Source organism: Reella acinonychis, assembly GCF_052384575.1.
GTDB lineage: Bacteria > Pseudomonadota > Gammaproteobacteria > Enterobacterales > Pasteurellaceae > JBQSUQ01.
This window is the reverse complement of the sequence record NZ_JBQSUQ010000004.1, coordinates 303,942-322,946: the sequence shown is the minus strand read 5'-3', so window position 1 is coordinate 322,946 and position 19,005 is coordinate 303,942. Positions and strand designations below refer to the sequence as shown.

At 37.0% G+C, this 19,005-nt stretch carries 14 protein-coding genes and 2 riboswitches; of the genes, 5 read left to right on the top strand and 9 right to left on the bottom strand.

Annotation, left to right across the window (positions count from 1 at the left end; translation table 11 throughout):
- Positions 1-1,209: a lipopolysaccharide biosynthesis protein gene (locus ACT2CV_RS02900; RefSeq protein WP_464972522.1), complete on the bottom strand. Its 1,209-nt coding sequence runs from the start codon at positions 1,207-1,209 to the stop codon at positions 1-3.
- A 1-nt stretch (position 1,210) separates the two neighbouring features.
- The gene (locus ACT2CV_RS02895) at positions 1,211-2,179 is read right to left on the bottom strand and encodes a polysaccharide pyruvyl transferase family protein (RefSeq protein ID WP_464972523.1); all 969 of its coding nucleotides are present in this window, start codon (positions 2,177-2,179) and stop codon (positions 1,211-1,213) included.
- A 127-nt stretch (positions 2,180-2,306) separates the two neighbouring features.
- On the opposite strand from ACT2CV_RS02895, the gene ACT2CV_RS02890 reads away from it, so the two are divergent.
- Positions 2,307-3,053 (top strand): YdcF family protein, encoded by a 747-nt coding sequence (locus ACT2CV_RS02890; protein ID WP_464972524.1) that lies wholly within the window; start codon positions 2,307-2,309, stop codon positions 3,051-3,053.
- Between the two features lie 42 nt (positions 3,054-3,095).
- Here the strand turns inward: ACT2CV_RS02890 and ACT2CV_RS02885 are convergent, their stop codons facing one another.
- On the bottom strand, positions 3,096-4,538 hold the full coding sequence (locus tag ACT2CV_RS02885) for a YdgA family protein (protein ID WP_464972525.1): 1,443 nt from the start codon (positions 4,536-4,538) through the stop codon (positions 3,096-3,098).
- A 267-nt stretch (positions 4,539-4,805) separates the two neighbouring features.
- Between ACT2CV_RS02885 and dnaK the strand changes: the two genes are divergently transcribed.
- Together dnaK and ACT2CV_RS02875 are read left to right on the top strand one after the other, a co-directional pair.
- A complete protein-coding gene (gene dnaK, locus ACT2CV_RS02880; RefSeq protein ID WP_464972526.1) occupies positions 4,806-6,707 on the top strand; it encodes a molecular chaperone DnaK in 1,902 nt (633 codons plus the stop codon).
- 102 nt (positions 6,708-6,809) lie between these two features.
- Positions 6,810-8,078, top strand: coding sequence for an O-acetylhomoserine aminocarboxypropyltransferase/cysteine synthase family protein (locus ACT2CV_RS02875; RefSeq protein WP_464972527.1), 1,269 nt, complete (start codon positions 6,810-6,812; stop codon positions 8,076-8,078).
- 59 nt (positions 8,079-8,137) lie between these two features.
- On the opposite strand, the gene torA is transcribed toward ACT2CV_RS02875, so the two are convergent.
- The 5 genes from torA to ACT2CV_RS02850 form a co-directional block, all read right to left on the bottom strand.
- Entirely contained in the window at positions 8,138-10,624 is a 2,487-nt protein-coding gene (torA, locus tag ACT2CV_RS02870; RefSeq protein WP_464972528.1) for a trimethylamine-N-oxide reductase TorA, read from the bottom strand.
- 18 nt (positions 10,625-10,642) lie between these two features.
- Positions 10,643-10,778, bottom strand: a riboswitch (molybdenum cofactor riboswitch).
- 2 nt (positions 10,779-10,780) lie between these two features.
- Complete coding sequence (locus ACT2CV_RS02865; RefSeq protein ID WP_464972529.1) at positions 10,781-11,899, bottom strand: NapC/NirT family cytochrome c; 1,119 nt, start codon at positions 11,897-11,899, stop codon at positions 10,781-10,783.
- Between the two features lie 348 nt (positions 11,900-12,247).
- Entirely contained in the window at positions 12,248-12,739 is a 492-nt protein-coding gene (ilvN, locus tag ACT2CV_RS02860) for an acetolactate synthase small subunit (protein WP_464972530.1), read from the bottom strand.
- Positions 12,732-14,468: an acetolactate synthase 3 large subunit gene (locus ACT2CV_RS02855; RefSeq protein WP_464972531.1), complete on the bottom strand. Its 1,737-nt coding sequence runs from the start codon at positions 14,466-14,468 to the stop codon at positions 12,732-12,734. The genes ilvN and ACT2CV_RS02855 overlap by 8 nt, the downstream gene beginning before the upstream one ends.
- Positions 14,469-14,745: 277 nt before the next feature.
- On the bottom strand, positions 14,746-16,284 hold the full coding sequence (locus tag ACT2CV_RS02850; protein WP_464972532.1) for a Na+/H+ antiporter NhaC family protein: 1,539 nt from the start codon (positions 16,282-16,284) through the stop codon (positions 14,746-14,748).
- A gap of 109 nt (positions 16,285-16,393) precedes the next feature.
- A riboswitch (Lysine riboswitch) is annotated at positions 16,394-16,564 on the bottom strand.
- A gap of 168 nt (positions 16,565-16,732) precedes the next feature.
- On the opposite strand from ACT2CV_RS02850, the gene ACT2CV_RS02845 reads away from it, so the two are divergent.
- Positions 16,733-17,134 (top strand): H-NS family histone-like protein, encoded by a 402-nt coding sequence (locus tag ACT2CV_RS02845; RefSeq protein ID WP_464972533.1) that lies wholly within the window; start codon positions 16,733-16,735, stop codon positions 17,132-17,134.
- A 41-nt stretch (positions 17,135-17,175) separates the two neighbouring features.
- A complete protein-coding gene (purU, locus tag ACT2CV_RS02840; protein ID WP_464972534.1) occupies positions 17,176-18,015 on the top strand; it encodes a formyltetrahydrofolate deformylase in 840 nt (279 codons plus the stop codon).
- A 64-nt stretch (positions 18,016-18,079) separates the two neighbouring features.
- On the opposite strand, the gene nagK is transcribed toward purU, so the two are convergent.
- Positions 18,080-18,991, bottom strand: coding sequence for an N-acetylglucosamine kinase (gene nagK, locus ACT2CV_RS02835; RefSeq protein ID WP_464972535.1), 912 nt, complete (start codon positions 18,989-18,991; stop codon positions 18,080-18,082).
- Between the last annotated feature and the right edge of the window lie 14 nt (positions 18,992-19,005).

The following is a 19,005-nucleotide window of genomic DNA, read 5'->3' as shown; positions in this document are numbered from 1 at the left end:
TTACACCGCACTTTTTTGTTCTAAATTTTGTTCTTTGTTTAATAAATCTGTGATCGGATATTTAAAATAATAAATAATTGAAATCACTAATCGGGTTGCACTCGCGCCAATTAAGGCATAAGCCACACCATAAAGTTGTTGTTCTCTAAACACATAAAATAAAAGGGTAAACACCACAATAGAAATCAATTGACGAGTAAATAATAAGATTTGTTTACCTTGCAATAGCATATTTTGCGATAGCACCCAAGATAATCCCGCCAAAATCGAATTAATAATAAACCAAACTAAAATTGGCGCGACCTCAGCATATTTCGCACTAAAGAAAAAGACGATAACAAGTTCGGCCAATAACGGTACTAAAATAACCGCAGAAATACTCATTAACACCACAATTACCAATACCGCTTTGAGTCGATTTAAATGATTAATTAAGCCTGAATAATAATAATCCGCCAACATATTAATAAAACGGGTAAGCAAACTATCAAAAGCAATACAGACCGTATAAAGCCCTAGCACATAGTTGCCCATAAATAATGTAATCAAAAATTTATCTAAATTAACGGTCGTTGCACCAAACAGCTGTAATAAATTTTGTTTAAACCAAGTAGTAAAAAAGAATTTTTTATCAATAGGTTGAACTGGGTTATGCTGAATAAATCCACGATGAATTTGGTATAAATAATGCAAGCATAACAAGGCTTGCACCAAGCTATACAAGGTAAATAAATAGAGCGCAATCACCAAAGGTTGCTCTTTTAAAATTAAATAAGCAATACCATAAACGGCGACCAACAAAATTGGTTGTTGCAAGGTAATTTTGCGATAAATGCGTAACGCAGGATCGCTTTTACTTTTTTCTAAAGTAACGGTCGCAATAGCAGTTAACACAACATTGACGATAAACAATACGGAATAATTGGTAAAATCAAATAAAACTAAGGCAAGACAAGCAACAACTAAAGATAAAATCAAAAAGGCGACTAAATAGCCTTGCCATCCTTGATATTGCTTATTACGCATGCTTAACACTAAGGCGAAACCGACTCCACCGGTTGCAATGGTAACCACATAGGATACGGAAGTAATAAATAATTGGTGTAAACCACGATCTTCAACGGACAAAAAACGGGCAAGAATAAAGGCACTGACCATTGTCAGCACCATACTTAGCAAAGTAACACTAATTAATTTAATTAAATGCATACTAGATTTCATATAATTTTGTGTAGCTAATCTCTTGCGTCCATTGATGATAATAGCCCGTATTCTTACCGTAAGAGTTATCACAGACTTGATTTGGCAGACCTAATAAGCAAGAAAAAATATGCCCATGCAAACGGCTTGTTACCACTTCATCATAGTTTAAGAAAATATCTTGGCTACGTTGGATAACTTTTAAAGCATGCTGATACCAAAGATCGTTAACTTTATTTTTAACAAATGGTAATTTAAATTTATTAGCAAGTTTAGAAAAACGGCTACACCATAATTCAAATTTCAAATCACTTGGTAATAAAATATCTTCCCAATCTTTCACATCATCATTACTGGATAATTTCGCCTGCACTTCAGATTCAATATGACTTTTTTCAATATCTTTACGCAAAAAATAAAGGATTTTCCCTGTTTTTTGTTGTACATTTTTCTGTGGCAAAATGCCATACAGCTGATGCGCCATATCTGGTGATAAATAAGTATTGACTGAAAAGTTCGCTTGCATAAGCGCAAAGGTTTTTGTATCTCTGGCAAATAAATGCAGATCCTTATGCTGAGAAAAAATTGCAGCGGAAGCAAGCATAGCTTGAGAATGAGAAAAATGCGCGGTTTGTGGCATTAAAATAATGCGATTATTTGGAAATGCCTGCACTAAATCTTCACGCATTTTTTGAATGCTCGGATAAAGATCACCAAAATTTCCACCACCATGGCAAAGAATCGTGGTTTTTTCCGTTACATATTTTTTTGCTTCTTCAATATCAAACGCTTGTAATGCACGTCTTAAACGAACATTAATCTGATAATCTTTAAAAAATTGTTCAGTTCCTGCATAAATTAATAAATCTCCCACATTTAAATGCAGCGGATAATCGAAATATAGCACGTCATTTTTATCAACAATGAGTTGTTCAATTTTTTGTAATTTTTGTTTTAATTCAACGAGAATTGGGTTCATTTTTACCTTCCTAAAAAATTGCCATATCATAGCATTTTGGCTAATTATTTGACAGTATTTTAGTGATTGAGTTCGTGCAATATTTCCGTAATAATAACCGCACTTTTAGCCTATTTTAAGGACGATTATGTTTGAATTAACTAAATTACTTAGTGCGATTGCACTTCCCCCTTTTAACGTCATTATTTTGGGCATTTTTGCTCTGTTATGTTTATTATTTAAATGCAAGAAAATGGCGTTTTTAAGTGCTTTTCTCAGCATTGGCATATTGTACATTGTCAGCATTCCCTATACGGCTCAATGGCTCAATGATAGCCTAACCAAAGAGGATAACTTAACCGTTGCAGATTACCAACAAGCCCAAGCCATTGTCGTACTAGGCGGTGGACTACGAGATAGCAAAGAACTTTACCGTAGCTTAACTGTTCCGGGATTAGTGCTAGAACGTATGCGTTATGCGGCTTATTTACATAAAGAAACTGAATTACCTATTTTAATCAGTGGTGCCAGTCCAAATGGCAATTCTGAAGCGGCAGTCATGGGGCAAGAATTATTTACCTTTTTTGGCATTAAACCGAAATGGTTGGAAGAACGCGCGTTAAATACCATACAAAATGCCAAATTCAGTTATGAAATGCTTGAACGAGAAGGTATAAAAAAAATTATTTTGGTCACAAATCAATGGCATATGCAACGTGCCAAATTGTTATTCGAACGCGAAGGATTTATTGTTCTACCTGCTAGTGTAGGAAATGGCGTTACCCCAGAAAGCTACGGACTTAATTATATGCATTTTATCCCTCAAGCCGGCGCAATCAATGCCAACATGCAATTGCTGAAAGAATGGTTAGGCTATTGGAAAGAAAAATTTTAATGAATAAAAAAGTGCGGTGAAATTCACCGCACTTTTTTCGTTTTAATGAGCAAATTTCATTAGTACGCCGAGTAAGAAGAATTTTAGGTCTTGTTCTGAAATTACATAGCCATTAAAATTAAGACCTTCTTTTTGAGCTTCAATGTTTAAGGTCAATTTACCCTCTTTCTCAATGAGTATGCCTTGTTGTTTCGCTTCATCAATCCAAGAGTCCACTGCTAATTCGATGTTTTTCTCATATTTTGCTTTATCCATATTAGCTTTGCCCACTTGAATTAATTGATTTAATAAATGGCTAATAGCTTGTTTATCTGCTTTAGCATGTAAAGCTAGTTCTTTAAATAAACTCAAAGGCGCTGAATTTACTTTTGCTAAATCCACTTTCGCCACATTGATATTTAAGTCCGCTTCAATTTTTCCTTTTTCATTGGTTACACTTAATTCATCAATTTTTAAGTGCGGTTCATTTTGTAATACCTCTAAACCTAAACGTTGGTATTCTGCTTCATTATCCGCAGATATTTTTTGTATTTCATCTGTCGCAGAAGCCAATAAATGATTCACTTCTGCATTCAATTTAAATTTACCTAATGCTTGTTCATTGGCAAAAAATTCAAAATCTAGCTTAATACCATTATCAATAAAATCGTTGTTTAACTTGCTATTATAATCAAGAGCAATATTCTTAAATACCGAATTTTGCACTCTTGATTTTTCAGGCACATTTTCGTGATAAGTATAATCATATTGAATTTGTCCAATATTTGCTTTCACAAAACCATCAAATAACGTTGAAAACTGAGTACTTTTCACATCTGAATGCGCTTTTAGGTCATCAATTGTTATTTTAATGGTGGCCAATCTAGGATCGTTTATTGACAATAATAAATCAGCTTTAGGCATCTCCATTTCTGATTTGCCAAGTCCATTTTTATCTACATCAAACTTAATTTTGCCATTATCCCAATTGGCTTCAACGCCCGATGACTTCATATTACCTGAATTGATATCAACATAGCCTTTGGTTTGAAGATCATAAGAAACAGCAGCTTGAGAAAAGAACGGAGACTTGCCCTTTGTCGCTTCAAAAATTGCTCGTGTTTGTTCATTGTTCACAAGTTGTCCTGTAACAGAAAACATCACTGGCATTAAATTAAATTGCGTTAAATGATTTAATGGGATTGGACCATGATAAAACTTACCTTCAAGTGGAAGATTGAAATCCATATCATTGATTTTCATTACCCAATCATAACGATAATCTGAACTAAAAAATCCACGCTCAAATTTAACATTTTCAATTTGTGCATAGAAATTCATGCCATCTACGTCTTTCGTTAAGGTTTGTTGTTTTAATTTGGTATTTGCCACTTCAATTTGGCGTTGATATTCAGCTTCCGCTTTTTGACCTGTGTACCAAGCACCACCCGCCCAAACGCTTCCCAAAATAGCGACAACCGCTAATGCAATCGTTGATTTTTTCATTTCAATTTCCTACTAAAAAGAATGGTTATATTTTGGCTATCTTAGCATAAGTGCGGTGAATTTTTATTAACTTTTCTCTTGAAATCACAAAATTCAGCCTTATTTTGTTACCCATGTGAAGCTTATCTTTTATATCAATGGCATAAAATAAAAACAAAAATTTTTAAAAATGCTCTTGAAAAGAGAAAAACAATCCACATTTTGTATAGCAAGCAAGCTCATAACAAAAGCGTTGTGAAAACAGATTTAAAACTAGGAGAAAAACAAATGGGAAAAATTATTGGTATTGACTTAGGTACAACCAACTCTTGTGTGGCTGTAATGGATGGCGACAAACCTCGCGTAATTGAAAATGCAGAAGGCGATCGCACAACCCCGTCAATCATTGCTTATACGAATGATAATGAAATTTTAGTGGGTCAACCAGCAAAACGCCAAGCAGTAACAAACCCGAAAAATACGTTATTTGCAATCAAACGTTTAATTGGTCGTCGTTTTGAAGATCAAGAAGTACAACGTGATGTAAACATTATGCCATTCCAAATTATCAAAGCGGATAATGGAGACGCTTGGGTTGATGTAAAAGGCGATAAATTAGCACCTCCACAAATCTCTGCTGAAGTATTGAAAAAAATGAAGAAAACAGCGGAAGATTTTTTAGGTGAAACCGTAACAGAAGCGGTTATTACAGTACCTGCATATTTTAACGATGCGCAACGTCAAGCAACAAAAGATGCTGGTCGTATCGCAGGTTTAGAAGTTAAACGTATCATTAACGAACCAACTGCAGCTGCATTAGCTTATGGTTTAGATAAAGGTAAAGGCAACCAAACTATCGCAGTATATGACTTAGGTGGTGGTACATTCGACTTATCTATTATTGAAATTGATGAAGTAGGTGGCGAAAAAACCTTTGAAGTATTAGCAACCAATGGTGATACACACTTAGGTGGTGAAGACTTCGACAACCGCGTCATTAACTATTTAGTAGATGAATTCCAAAAAGAACAAGGTGTAGATTTACGTAACGATCCATTAGCGATGCAACGTTTAAAAGAAGCTGGCGAAAAAGCGAAAATCGAACTTTCATCAGCACAACAAACCGATGTAAATCTGCCATACATCACTGCAGATGCAACAGGTCCAAAACACTTAAACATTAAATTAACACGTGCGAAATTAGAAGCATTAGTGGAAGATTTAGTGGCACGTTCAATGGAACCTGTTAAAGTGGCATTAAATGATGCAGGATTAAGTGTTTCACAAATTGATGATGTGATTCTTGTGGGTGGTCAAACTCGTATGCCATTAGTTCAACAAAAAGTGGCTGAGTTCTTCGGTAAAGAACCACGTAAAGACGTAAACCCAGATGAAGCAGTTGCAGTAGGTGCAGCAGTACAAGGCGGTGTGTTATCAGGTAGCGTAACTGATGTTCTATTATTAGATGTTACTCCACTCTCATTAGGTATTGAAACCATGGGTGGCGTGATGACAACCTTAATTGAGAAAAACACCACGATTCCGACTAAGAAATCACAAGTGTTCTCAACGGCTGAAGATAATCAAAGTGCGGTGACAATTCACGTACTTCAAGGTGAACGTAAACGTGCAGCAGATAATAAATCTTTAGGTCAATTCAACCTAGAGGGTATCAACCCTGCGCCACGTGGTATGCCACAAATTGAAGTAACCTTTGATATTGATGCGGACGGTATCATCCATGTATCTGCAAAAGATAAAGGTACTAATAAAGAACAAAAAATTACGATTAAAGCCTCTTCAGGTTTAAGCGATGAAGAAATTCAACAAATGGTACGTGATGCAGAAGCAAATGCGGAAGCAGACCGTAAATTTGAAGAATTAGTACAGGCTCGTAACCAAGCAGATCATTTAGTTCATGGTACGCGTAAACAATTAAGCGAAGTGGGCGATAAATTATCAGCTGAAGATAAAGCACCAATCGAAAAAGCGGTTACAGATTTAGAAGCGGCGGCGAAAGGTGAAGATAAAGCGGATATCGAAGCGAAAGTACAAGCATTAATTCAAGTTTCTGAGAAATTAATGCAAGCTGCTCAACCACAACCTGAAGCGCAAGCACAACAAGCGCAAGGTGGTAAACCAAATGATGATGTCGTTGATGCAGAATTTGAAGAAGTGAAAGATAAATAATTTTACTTTTAATCTTAAAAATATAAGGGCGTAGCAATACGCCCTTTTATCATATATATTATCTGAATCTTTTTTCAAATAATAATAAACAAGGAAGACAATATGGATTTCGCAACACAATGTTTACACGCTGGTTATCAGCCTAAAAACGGAGAACCTCGCGTTCAATCAATTGTACAAAGTACAACCTATACCTATGATTCTGCAGAAGAAATTGGTAAGTTATTTGATTTACAAGCGTCTGGATATTTCTATACGCGTTTGTCTAATCCAACCACTAACGCAGCGGAAGAAAAATTAACCGCACTTGAAGGTGGTGTGGCAACCATGTGTACTGCTTCAGGGCAAGCGGCTGTATTTTACGCGATGTTAAATATCCTTGAAGCTGGCGATCATTTTATTTCTGCTTCTTATATTTATGGCGGATCCTATAATCTCTTTGCCCACACGTTCAAAAAAATGGGGATTGATGTAACCTTTGTTGATCAAGATTTGCCTTTAGAGGAATTGAAAAAAGCGATTCGCCCAAATACAAAAGCTGTTTTTGCAGAAACTATTGCTAACCCTGCATTACGGGTATTAGATATTGAAAAATTTGCTGCTTTAGCAAAATCAGCAGATATTCCACTATTAGTTGATAATACCTTTGCTACGCCTTATTTCTGTCGCCCTATTGAATTTGGTGCAAATATTATTATTCATAGCACATCCAAATATTTAGATGGTCATGCAGTGGCGCTTGGCGGTGCTATTGTTGATTGTGGTAACTTCAATTGGAATAATGGCAAATTTCCCCAATTAAGCACACCAGATCAAACTTACCATGGTTTAGTTTATACGGAATCTTTTGGTGCAGCAGCCTATATTGTAAAAGCGCGTGTGCAATTAATGCGTGATTTAGGCGCCACTCCAGCACCACAAAACAGTTTTTTACTTAATCTTGGCATGGAAACCCTTGCGGTTCGTATGCAACGCCATTATGAAAATGCACAAGCTGTTGCTGAATTCCTTGTACAACATCCTCAGGTGGTAAAAGTCAATTATCCGGGATTAAGTAATTCTCAAGACTATGATTTAAAACAAAAATATTTGCCGAATGGCTTATGCGGTGTGATTTCCTTTGAAATTAAAGGCACGCGTGAAACTGCAGCAAAATGGCTAAATGCCTTAAAATTAATTTCTCGTGAAGTGCATGTGGCAGATATTCGCACTTGTGCCTTACATCCAGCCAGTTCAACGCATCGTCAATTAAATGAAGCTGAGTTAGAAAAAGCGGGGATTTCCGCAGGATTAATTCGCCTTTCTTGTGGTATTGAAAGCATTAATGACATCCTCGCTGATTTACAGCAAGCTTTTGAAGCAAGTAAATAAAAAATATCGAAAACAAAAAAGTGCGGTGAATTTCACCGCACTTTTGCTTTCATATTAACTTAAGCTTTTGCCATTTTAGGTTGCTTAAATACGGTTACTTCTGGCGCTTCGCCGGTGAATTTCTCAAGCTGAACAATACAGCTATTTGCTGAGTTACCTTGCGCTAATTTTGAAGTACCAATATCCATGGTCAATACGTTAGGACAACCGTTTTTACATAATGGTTGCTCACTCGCACCAAGATCCATTGGATCATACCAAGCCCCTTCATGCAATGCCACAGTGCCTTTGATAATGCCATCAGTCACCACAGCACCCGCTAGCACTTGACCTCGTTTACTGAAAATTCGTACGATGTCGCCATTCGCAATACCGCGTTTTTGTGCATCTTCAGTATGAATTAACACTGGCTCGCGATCATTCACTGCATATTTTTCACGTAGTGAAGTTTGTGCTAATTGGCTATGCAAACGGTAGTAAGGATGCGGTGTCACTAATGCTAAAGGATATTCTTCAGTTACATTACCGGCAAATTCCTCTGGCACCATCCAAGATGGATAACCTTTGCAATCATCGTAGTTCATTTTTGCCACAACATCAGAGAAAATTTCAATTTTACCTGAAGGTGTACCTAATGGATTGAGTAATGGATCTTCTCTGAATTCACCATAACGTAACCATTTTTTCGCTTTTTCACTTACGTTGAAAGTAATAGGTTTATTTTCTTCCCAGAATTTCTCAAATTTAGGCATTAACACACGATTTTTACGCGCACCATCAAAGGCATCTTGATAGAAGGATTTTAACCAATCCATTTCAGATTTACCTTCGGTGAATTTATCTTCTACCCCAGCGCGTTTCGCTAATTCAGCGAAAATATCATAGTCACTTTTCGCTTCAAATTGTGGCTCAACCACTTTTTTCATTGGGAAAATATGCATAGACGCATAATCGCCAGACATGGTTAAGTCATTGCGCTCATAGCTCGTAGTTGCTGGCAACACAATATCTGCCATACGTGCAGTTGGTGTCCAATAAATTTCATTGACAATCACTGTATCTGGTTTTTGCCACGCTTTGACTAATAAATTGGTATCTTGATGATGAACAAATGGATTACCACCCACCCAATAAATTAATTTAATATCAGGATAGGTCACTTCTGTACCATTGTATTGAATTTTCTTGCCTGGATTGAGTAAAACATCAGCAATTCGAGCTAATGGGAAACTCAATGATGAGGTTTTCGCTAACCAAGATTGTCCCGTATTTGCGCTATTGTTTTCCAATGTTGCTGAAATTGAGCTTAAGCTACCGCCTGTTGCTGTTGGCGCACCACCATTAGAATAATGATAACTTAAACCGAAACCACCACCAGGTAAACCAATTTGACCAAGCATAGAAGCCAATGTCACCAACATCCAATGAGATTGTTCGCCATGGCGTTGACGTTGCATCGCCCAACCCGCCATTAACATAGTACGTTTAGAAGCAAAGTCACGCGCTAATTGTTTAATTACATCAACAGGCACACCACAGATTTTACTTGCCCATTCAGCGTCTTTAACTTGACCATCTTCTTTACCTAATAAATAGGCTTCGAATTTGTCATAACCTGTTGTGTATTTTTTCAGGAATTCCGTATTATGTTTATTCTCAGAAACCAAAGTATGCGCCATACCAAGCATTAATGGCACATCTGTTGCAGTATGAATTGGAATCCATTCTGCGCCTAAGAATTCGCAACTTTCACTTTTCACTGGGTCAATACAAATAATGCGTTTGCCACTTTCTTTTAATTTTTTGAAATAAGCGATACCTTGTTGGTCTGTTGAAGTCCATGCAATACGCAAAGTTGTCATTGGGTTAGCAGACCAAAGCACCACAATATCACTGTCAGATAAAATGGTTTCCCAACTGGTTTGTTGTTCATACACTTCAATAGTTCCCAACACATGAGGCATAATCACTTGAGCAGCCCCTGTTGAGTAGTCCCCTTTATGCCCAACAAAACCACCGGTTGCATTTAAATAGCGGTGTAATAAGGTACGGCAAGAATGTAATGAGCCAGAACTTTTCCAACCATAAGAACCGCCGAAAATATGCTCTGCTCCGCCACCTTCAACGGAACGAATACGCTTAAATTCAGCATCCACCAATTCAAAAGCTTTGTCCCAAGATACACGCACCCATTCATCACGACCACGCAGACTATTATCTTTATTACCTTCTAAATAACCTTTACGCACCATCGGATATTTCACGCGAGCTTCTGTATAAAGCTGATCTGCAACCACTGATTGCAATTCATTTTCCACCACAGGTTCAAATGCAGGGCCTGACTTCACCACTTTTCCATCTTCAACCACAACACCCAACGCTCCCCAATGCGCAGCTGTCAATACAGTATGACTTTCAGCTGCTTGAGCGGGAGCAGAAAATAATGAACTCACAGAGCCTGTCGTCAATGACGCACCAGCGACCCCCAAAGAAGAATTACGCAGAAAATCTCGACGTTTTGCATTAATTTTTTCTTTCTCTTTCATATTAAACCTCATATTGAGTAAGTTAAAATTAAGACACCTTTCCAATTTGGGAGGATAACCTATTTCTAGCTTATCCATGGTGGTAACCTTATACCACTGGCATTGCGACCATATCTTTCGACTTAGGGCAACAAGCTCGGAGTCCAGTTAAAATAATTAGTGGGTTACCCCTATCATATCTTTTGCATTACGTTGCAAATAAATCGTTACAGCGCGTACTTGATCCGCATCCATGGCAGTACGATCTTTCATTGAATTCACCACGCCAATCCATTGATTCGCCGTATAATGTTCCGCAGAAATCGGCGCATGGCAGCTACCACAATGCACATCATTCAAATTATTACCAAAAGCATTTAATGCTTTAATATTGGCAGTTAAGGTTTCTTTAAGTGCGGTGATTTCAAATGAAATTTCTTTCCAATCAGAAGCTGTTACTTCATCATAAACCGTATTTAATACTTGCACTTTATCTTTAGCATCATCACCTAACAAGGCGAGCATAATGCGTTTGCCTTTTTGCATATAAACCACTGATTCAGCACCAACCTGTTGCCAACCTTGAATTTTAGCTGTTACTTTGCCATTTTCTTCTTTCCAATTTGTCAATTCGGTATAAGGCATTAAGCGTACTTCGCCACCATTCACTAATTGCGTATTGGTCATGGATAAGGAATAAAGCATTTTATCCGTCGCACTAAATTCGCCTGCATGTTTCGTTAGCTCACCAGCAGCACTATTATCTTGTGGCATATCTGGCATAAAATGCACAATACCTTTGTGGCAATCAATACAGGTTTGTTTGGTTTCCAACGCTAACTTATGCATTTTTTGTGCAGATTCCGTTTGTTCAGATAAAGCCATTGCATCAAAACTGTGGCAACTGCGACAGGTCATCGAATCATTCTTTTTCATATCTTCCCAAACATGCTGCGCCAAGGCTAAGCGATGTTTTTCATACGCTTCTTGATCAGGTAATTTGTCATCAACAATGGTGTACCACAAATCTTTAAGCGCAATAAATTTCGCTTTCACATAATGCATTCCGCCTTCAGGAATATGGCAGTCCGAACATTCCGCCCGAATCCCTTTACGATTGGAAAAATGCACACTGCCCTCCCATTCCTCTTTTGGATAAGACATAGCATGGCAACTCACACAAAATTCCTGCGTATTGGTTTTATGCATAATAAATTGCACGCCCCCCAAACAAACTGCACCTAACACCATAAGCGCTAAACCACTTAATATTGTTTTTTTATTAAATTTAAGCATATCTCACTCCAAATTCTCATAAATACAAAATAACTCATAAGTGGTAGTTACTATATATTTTCTGTCACCAGAAAGAAAATTCTTGCCCCTATTTGAAAGAAAAACAGGCGTGATTTTTGACATAAATCAAATAGTCGTTATAAATAGATTTATATAAAAGAAAAGTAAAAAAGTGCGGTGGAAAACGTTGATGTTTTTTAATACTGAGGTTGGTTTATTTAAGGTAAACATCGTTACAAAAAATCTCCATTGCTATTGCTAGTTCAATGGAGATTTTACTTATTGTTATTAAGCGCAAAGTGAAAAACTCTTTATTTTTCCACCGCACTTTTATGACTGAATGGCAATTTACAGCATATTTTTCTCACCGCGTGATAGGCTGATTAAGCCAGAACGCACGATTTCCAAAATGCTGGTTTGTTCAGTGATGGCTTGTACAAAAGAATCAAGTTTATCTTTGGTGCCAGTCAGTTGGATGGTATATGTTTTCGCAGTAACATCCACGATCTGACCACGAAAGATATCCGCCAGACGTTTAATTTCATCACGCATTGCACCTGTGGCGCGGATTTTGACTAACATCACTTCTCGTTCCACATATTCGCAATCACTTAAATTCATGACTTTAAACACATCCACTAATTTATGTAATTGCTTTTCGATTTGCTCTAGCACACGTTCATCGCCTGAGGCTTCAATGGTCATGCGAGAAAGTGTTGGATCATCTGTTGGCGCCACCGTTAAACTTTCGATATTAAAGGCACGTTGAGAAAACAAAGCGATGACTCTTGATAATGCCCCAGATTCATTTTCCAATAATACAGATAAAATTCTACGCATTTTCTACTCCTTCGTTCTCTTCTGGTTTGCCTAATAACATTTCATCCATTGCACCTCCGCGAATTTGCATCGGGTACACATTTTCCGTTGCATCCACTTTGACATCAACAAATACAAGACGATCTTTAATGGAAAAAGCTTCTGTCAATTTTTGTTCAAGTTCATCCGCGCGATCGATTTGAATACCAACATGGCCATAGGCTTCCGCCAACTTGGCAAAATTCGGTAAGGAATTCATATACACTTGTGAATGGCGACCTGAGTAAATCAAATCTTGCCATTGTTTTACCATGCCTAAGAAGCGGTTATTTAAACTGACAATCACAATTGGGATATTGTATTGGGTTGCGGTGGAAAGCTCTTGAATATTCATTTGAATTGAGCCATCACCTGTAACACAAACCACCGTAGAATCTGGATGAGCGAATTTCACCCCTATTGCCGCAGGGAAACCAAATCCCATGGTGCCCGCACCACCTGAATTAATCCAACGACGTGGTTTATCAAACGGATAATGCAATGCGGCAAACATTTGATGTTGCCCTACATCTGATGCAATATAGGCATCACCTTGGGTTAAACGATAAATAGTTTCAATAACTGCTTGAGGTTTAATCTCTTGCGAAGTGCGGTCAAATTCCAAGCATTTTTTCGCTTTCCACTGTTCGATTTCTTGCCACCACTCTGTAAGATCGGACTGTGATTTAGCTAAGTTGTCATCTTGCAATAAGGATAAAAACTCGCTGAACACATTATCCACACTACCAACAATTGGAATCGCAGCAGGTACATTTTTTGAAATGGATGCTGGATCAATATCAATATGAATCACTTTTGCATTTGGGCAATATTTAGCAAGGTTATTTGTGGTACGGTCATCAAAACGCACCCCTACCCCTAAAATTAAGTCGGCATTATGCATTGCTGTATTGGCTTCATAAGTGCCATGCATACCCAACATGCCAAGGAATTGGCGATCGGTCGCCGGATAGCCACCTAAGCCCATTAAAGAAGAAGTAACAGGTAAATTTAATTGTTGTGCAAAGCGAGTGACCTTGTCACTACTGTTACCAATAATAACACCACCACCAATAAACATCACTGGTCTTTTCGCTACTAAAAGTGCCTTTAAGGCTTTTTTTATTTGTCCTTTGTGTCCTTGAATAGTTGGGTTATAAGAACGCAAATTCACTTCCGCAGGATATTCATAAGGATATTTATTATCTGGATTCACCATATCTTTTGGAATATCAATCAATACAGGGCCAGGACGACCTGTCGAGGCGATATAAAAGGCCTTTTTGATAATTGTCGGAATATCCTCTGGACGCTGAACAATAAAACTGTGTTTTACAATTGGTCGGCTTAATCCAACAGTATCACATTCTTGGAAAGCATCCGTACCAATCAAATGTGACATTACCTGTCCGCTGAGAATGACTAAAGGCACAGAATCAGTGTAAGCTGTAAAAATACCGGTTAGCGCATTAGTTGCACCCGGACCTGAAGTGACTAATACACACCCCACTTCGCCTGTTGAACGTGCGTAACCATCAGCCATATGAACCGCCGCTTGTTCATGGCGAACCAAAACATGTTCAATTCCCCCTAGGGTGTGAATTGCATCATAAATATCTAATACGGAACCACCTGGATAACCAAATAAATATTTTACCCCTTGATCTCGCAAAGATTGCACTACCATTTCTGCGCCAGACAATTTCTTCATAAAATCACTCCCTTTTTAACCGCACTTTTTTAGTTTTGTTTAAAATCATTTGCTTTTTAACACAGTTAAACTCAGTGTACTTTATTTTATTAAGTTGTCTATTGCTTTTTTACGCAAGAAAATACCACAAATCAGAACTTAAATCTAAAATAACAAGAATGAACAATATAAAATAAAAACAAGACCGCTAAATATAAAAAAATACGGCGATAAAGCCGTATTTTATAAAATTTTAAAAATTTAATATTTTATCTAACTTTGTGATTCAGATCACATTTTAACGTTTTCTAACAATAAGTACGCTAAGTACTAATACGCCTGCTGTTGCAGCAAAACCTAACCAACCTGATTGAGTAAAACCAATCACTAAATAACCAATACAGGTAGCGAAAGCAACCAATAAAGCATAAGGCAATTGTGTCGTAACGTGGTCGATATGATTACATTTTGCCCCAGTTGAAGATAAAATTGTGGTATCTGATACTGGAGAACAATGGTCACCACATACCGCCCCCGCCATAACAGCTGATAAACAAGGTAATAATAATTCAGGTGCCGCATTTACTGCGATAGAAGCCGCGATTGGTAACATAATACCGAAGGTTCCCCAGCTAGTACCAGTTGAGAATGCCATTGCTGCCCCTAAAATGAATAATAAGGTTGGCAAATAGGCTGCATTTAAATTACCTGAAATCAAAGTGGAAAGGTATTTACCCGTTTGCATATCCCCTACTACTTTGTTAATTGTCCAAGCGAAGAATAAGATAGCAATTGCGCCCATCATTGATTTCATGCCTAATAAATAAGCTTTCGCATATTCATTGAAACTCACGTTACGGTTTGCAATGATTAATAATGTAGACACTACTAATGCGGTTACGCCACCGACTACTAATGAAATACCAACAGTGGTATTTTCAAACGCACCTAAAACATCAAATGGTTTATTATCAGCTGCAAGTGCTTCGTTCCCTGTGTACATCATCATTGCCACAGTGCCTAAAATCAATGCAACAATTGGTAATACTAAATTACGCACATGACCTTTCACTTGATCTTCATTTTCATTCGCTGCATCCGCTTGTTCTAAAGCCAATCTTTCATGACGTGCCATCGGTCCAATATCAAAAGCAAAATAAGCAACAACGAACACCATAATCATTGAGAAGATTGCATATAGGTTTAACGCACTCATGGTAATAAATGCACCAAAAGGGGTATAACCTGTAATCGCGTGTTCTGCTAATAAACCTGCAATTAGGGTCATAATATAAGCACCCCAACTTGACACTGGCATCATAACGCACATTGGTGCGGCAGTTGAGTCAAGAATATAGGCTAATTTTGCACGAGAAACGCGGAAGCGATCTGTTACAGGGCGAGCAATCGCGCCTACGGCTAGGCTATGGAAATAGTCATCAATAAAAGTAACAAAAACAAGGCACGCTGCCATTAATTTTGCACCACGACGATCTTTAATGCGTTTTTGTGCCCATTCAGCAAAGGCTTGATTACTACCAGATACACTTAAAAGTGCGGTCAAAATACCGAGTAATAATAAGAAAATAATGATATGCACATTGCTATCATTTAACGCAAATTGTCCGTTTTCATCAAAACTATATAAAAGCGAAGAAACGCGATCTGTTAAATAAGAAAATGCGGTTGAAATGCTACCATCAGATAACATTAAGCTTCCGATAAGAATACCAAGGCTTAAAGACAATAATACTCGACGAGTAATAATGGCTAAGCTAAGGGCTAATACTGGTGGTACGACCGACCAAATTGAAGTTGAGAAATCTAAGAGTTCCATTTTGTTATACCTAAAAAGTAAATAAATAAAAGGAAAACTACTGACTTAAATACTTCAGGACAACAAAGTTGAAATAATTAAAATAAAAGGTAGGTAAGAGAAAACCAACCCTAACAGTAGCGCTCCATAGTTATGAACTATGACAGTAGCGTCCCTTTCGGTAACGTTACCAACCAATAAAAATGACTTTTTATTGATTTCGGCGGCTATTCCTTTCCTTTTCCTTCATCGTTATCCACTCAGAAAAAGTACTTATAATAGTCGCACCTCTACCTATGTAGGTTGCTCTTAGATTAACTGAATAATTGTAAAATGCAAGATCAATTCTCAAAAATTTTGATAAATTTTCTCAGAAAAATGAGAAAATAATAAAATATTTACAACAAATAATAATGAAGTTATGATTATTCAGTTATTAATTTCATTCACTTATTTAGGAAAATAACAAATGACAGACTTAATCAAATCATTAAATAACTTACATAGTTTAAGAGCACTTTTAGAACAAGTTGATTTAAAACAAGCTGAATCTATTTTGGCGAAATTCCAACGTGTTGTAGAGGAAAAACGCCAAGCGGAAGAAACTAATCTTTTAAAACAAAAAGAGCGTGAAGAATTAATAAAAAAATACAGAGAAGAACTAAAACAACAAGGTATTAGTTTATCTGAATTAAATTTAGATTCAGTATCACAAAAACAACCTAGAAAAGCACGTCAACCACTTCCTGCAAAATACAAATATGTCGATGAACAAGGTAATGAAAAGTATTGGACAGGACAAGGTCGCACACCAAAAGCCATTCAAAAAGCATTAGATTCTGGTAAAACATTAGACGCATTTAAAATCTAAGTAATACCAATTTTCTATTATTTAATCGATGGAAAACTTGCATGATTGAAAATAAAATTCTGCTAACCGATTGTCCAGATGATAAAGGACTTATCGCTAAAATTACGAATATTTGTTATAAGCATCAATTAAATATTATTCATAACAATGAATTTGTTGATTTTGAAACGAAACATTTTTTTATGCGCACAGAATTACAAGGTATTTTTAATGAAGAAACCTTGTTAGCGGATTTAAAATTTAGTTTACCAGAAGGAACAAATTGCCGTTTAATTAATGCAGATCGTAAAAAACGTATTGTTATTTTAGTGACAAAAGAAGCCCATTGCTTAGGCGATATTTTAATGAAAACTTATTATGGTGGTTTAGATGTTGAAATTGCTGCGGTAATTGGTAACCATGATTGTTTAAGAACATTGGCTGAGCGGTTTGATGTGCCATTCCATTGTGTCAGCCATGAAGGTTTAAGCCGAGTTGAACATGATCGATTACTGGCCGAAAAAATTGATCAATATGAGCCTGATTTAATCGTGCTGGCAAAATATATGCGCGTATTAAATCCTGAGTTTGTCGCTCGTTATCCAAATCGTGTGATTAACATTCATCATTCCTTCTTACCCGCATTTATTGGTGCAAACCCTTATAAGCGCGCCTATGAAAGAGGTGTGAAAATTATTGGTGCGACCGCACATTTCATTAATAATGAATTGGATGAAGGACCAATTATTATGCAAAATGTTATCGATGTGGATCACACCTACTCAGCCGAAGCCATGATGAAAGCAGGTCGAGATGTAGAAAAAACCGTATTAACGCGCGCTTTAGATCTCGCCCTACATGACCGTTTATTTGTCTTCCAAAATAAAACAATTGTTTTATAAATCTTATAAAAATAAGACCGCACTTTAAAAAAGCGCGGTCTTATTTTTTATGGTTTTATCTATTTTATTTCAAAAACAACGCAGCTGCTCCACGAACACCACCTGAATCACCATATTTGGCTTTTTTGATTAATGGCACCTTCGCTGAACGCATTAAGTGTTTTGGTAAGGCTTTTGGTAAGGCATCATATAAGTGGTCAAAATTAGATAATCCGCCGCCTAATACTATTAAATGTGGATCCAAAGCAGTAATAATGTTGCCAATAGAAACAGCAGCTAATTCTACGAAAAGTTCGACAAATTGCACCGCACTTTTATCATTATCGTAGAAACGTTGGATAATTTCTTTTGCAGATAATGCTTCGCCTTGAATGTCGCGATATAGCATTTCAAAACCACGTCCTGATAAATAAGTATCTAAACAAGCTTTATTACCACAACCACATTCATAAATAGGCGCTTTGTCCCAACCTAATAATTTCATTGCATGATAGTTTAACTGTAAATGCCCCAACTCGCCTGCCATGCCAATTTTGCCTGAATGGACTTTGCCGTCAAAAACTAATCCTCCGCCAAAACCTGTGCCTAGAATTAATCCCAATACAAAAGGATATTGCTGATTTTCACTATCCCATGCTTCAGATAAAGCAAAGCAATTCGCATCGTTTTCGGCTCTTACTTCTCGTCCTAAACGTTCAGAAAGATCTTTTAGAATAGGTTTATTATCTGCCACACGAATATTAGTAATTTCTGCTAATCCCGTATCATGATTAACAAAACCCGGCAAACCTAATCCCACAGTTCCTTTTGAGCCAAATTTTTCATCGGCACGATTCACCAGATCGACTATGACATTTAGCCAATCTTCATAACTTTCTTTTGGTGTTTCTACCCGTTCAGAATGTAATTTTTCTAGCTTTTCATTAAAAGCAGCTAATTCAATTTTGGTGCCGCCAATATCTAATCCGTATAGCATTATGTCCTCACTTA